2 protein-coding genes are annotated in these 2,945 nt (G+C 34.3%); both read right to left on the reverse strand.

Annotated elements, in window-relative coordinates; translation table 11 throughout:
• Positions 1–544, reverse strand: a 544-nt coding sequence (locus D6734_04420; GenBank protein ID RMF96086.1) for a hypothetical protein, incomplete at its 3' end; no start/stop codon positions are given.
• A 5-nt stretch (positions 545–549) separates the two neighbouring features.
• Positions 550–2,945, reverse strand: a 2,396-nt coding sequence (locus tag D6734_04425) for a hypothetical protein (protein ID RMF96087.1), incomplete at its 5' end; no start/stop codon positions are given.

The raw sequence follows: 2,945 nt of genomic DNA on the forward strand, positions 1-2,945 counted from the left end.
GATTATTCATGTGATTTATCACCTGATTTTTATCCTCAATATCCTTTCTTTCAATTTCACCTTTTTCAATTTCATCATCTTTTTTGCTTTTGGTTAAATCAGCTTCCTTATCTAATTCAGTTTTCATAAACCTCATCTTAAATGCATCATCTTTATCTTCTTTCTTTTCTTCTTTTTTATCAACATTCAAAAATCCTTTTGATGTTACTGTTGGTGTTTTAATCTTTGGGGGATAAAGTTTTCTTAATTCTGCCTCAACCAAATCAAAAACTTGAGATCTTATCATCTCAGAGACTTGAAGCGCTGTCCTTTCATCAATATTTAGCTCCTCTTTTAAAGCATCCTTAAATTCATCTGGATGCAAAAATCCCATAAGAACCCTTCCTGTTAAAATCGCTATTGTCCCTGCCTGCTCCTCAACATCTGCAAAGTTTGCCGCTTTTCTTATCACTCCTGCCGTATCCTCAGACAAAATCACATCCTGCAATCTGTCAGGAAGAGAATAAAATCTTTTTTTTAGTGTCTCTTTTGGTATGTAATCCATAATTTTTAACTATTGTCTTGATTATCGTTGTCCTCTTTTGTTTCTCTTGAAAGCTCTATATTTGCACTTCTTTCCTCTTCTGCCTGCCTTCTTATTCTATCTTCTGCTTCTTTGTCTGTTTCCAGTGAAAGATCAGATGCTCTTCTTAAAGTTTCCTGTGAAAGATTTATTTGCGGCGTATGTCTTTCTTCTCTGGTTCCTTGATTTTTAGTTACCTCTCTTTCAATTTGGTTTAAGACATTTCTTAACTCCTCATTTTCAAGAAGCTCTTCTCCCTGAGATGTTCTCAAAAAGCTGATTAAGTTTCTAATATGATTTTTTTCCTGTCTTGAATAAGAATCAAGATTTCTAATAAGAGTTCTTAAAGCTGCGCTTATTGAATTTACAAGATTTTCGCTTCCTGAATTTAACGCTTCTTTAATGTGGCTTCTTGTGATTATTCCCTCTCTTAAGAGATTTTCCATTCTTTCAGAAGGAACATCCTTAAGTCCAGCAAATTCTTTTGGAGTAATTCCTTTATAAATCTCTCTTTCAAGAATTCTTTCTGCCTCTCTTACATCTTCTGTGTTGTACATTCTTCTTAACTGCTCTCTTCCTAATCCTCTAATCTCACTTACTGCACTTCTTAACCTTCTTTCTCTGTTTGTTATATTCTCTGCCTGAATACCATACTCTGAAAGAAGCTCCTTTGCAGAGCTTGTATTTAAGTATGCAAGAGCTCTTCTCATCTCATTTATTCTTCTTCTCTCAGCCTCTGATGCTCCCTTTCTTACACCTCTTGCAACCTCCTCACTTAAACGAGGAATTGCCTTATTTAAAGATTCTATTACAGCCTCATTTCCACCCTTAAGCGCCCCTCTTACAAGCTTGGTAAGTCCACCCGGAACCTTTGCTGTATCCATTAAAAATTCAGGTGAAATTTCTCTTACTTTTTCCCAATCTGATTGCTCTGTGCTGTTAATAAGCTTCTTTAAAAATGCTAACTTTGCCTCTTCCGGATCGTCAGTTCCATATCTTTCTCTTAATCTTGATCTTCCAAGATTTGATTGAGCAAGCCTTTCTATTCTCTTGCTTGCAATCATATAAGAAACCTCTGGATTAAACCTTGCAATCAATTTCCTTAGTTCAGATCCTTCTCCATACTTTTCTGCAAGTTTTAATATTCTTGATGCCTTAACATTATCCCTTAAAACATCATTTAAGTGTTGCCTTGCCTTTTCATCATTGTTTTCAACAGCTCTTTTTAATAATTCTCTTATTATAGGAATTGAACCGGCTGTGATTGTTAACCCTTCAAATTTAGCTCTCTTTATAAGATCATCTGTTCTTGCCTCCTTCATACCAACCTCAGAAAATAAAGCCTCTCTTCTCTCTTTTCTAACCTTCTCTGCTCTTTGCATCAACTTTCTTCCTGTTGTTTTAAGTCCCGGAACCCTGGATAAGGTAAGTCCCATTCTGTGCATAAGAGCTGTTGGAGTATATTTTTGTTGTTCAATGTCTTTATGAGCTCCAATTTTTTCAGCTTGCCTTGCAGCGAGTCTTGTTCCAATGTATGTTCCAGCCAAAGCACCAAGACCAACCTTAAGACCAATCCTCCTAACTCCTTCAGATGATATGTAAAATGATCTTGATATTGATATTGCCATAATCATAAGAACTGTTACAGAGATGAATGCATACAAATTTCCAATTATTTGCTTTGTATTTGAATCAAGATTGTTTTTAATTGCATTAGTTACTCCTACAATAGTAGTTGAGAGTATATACATTGAAACATATATGAAAAATGACAAAACAGCAGGAAAGAATGTCCATTTAGAAAAACGATCAAACCATTTACTAAAATAGCTTTTGTTAAATATCCAGGCAAATAAAGCCAAAGGAAGAAGTATTATAAGCACAATTAAAAATATGTTTCTAAACAAAAGCAAAATTGCTATGTATAAAAATATAAAAGCAAGCAATGCATAATTAATAATTAATGTTGATAAAAGCAAAAACATATTTAAAGATGAACTCCCAGTCGCTTTTGTAACTTCCGCAACAGAATCATATGTTCTTGACATGCCAAGAGAATCGGCTATATAGCCAGTAAACCCACCATAAGAGTTAAAGGGTTTTACAAAAATTACCGTCAAGACATTTGCTATATCAACAGCCAAAAGAGCAAGGTATACTCCAAAATTTACAAATAATGCTATCACAAAAAGCCTTACTATTGAGCTTTTTATCTGATAATTCAATCCTCCTGTAATTATCATTCCCAAGGCAAGAGCAAGCGCAACAATCATAAAAAGAGAGTTTACAATGCTTGTTGTAATCTTAAGTCCGTTTTTTAAAGCCTGATTATCAATAATTCTTCCAATATTGTTAATAAGGTAATCAACAGCAATAGCGCCAA

The organism is Candidatus Schekmanbacteria bacterium, assembly GCA_003695725.1.
Taxonomy (GTDB): domain Bacteria; phylum Schekmanbacteria; class GWA2-38-11; order GWA2-38-11; family J061; genus J061.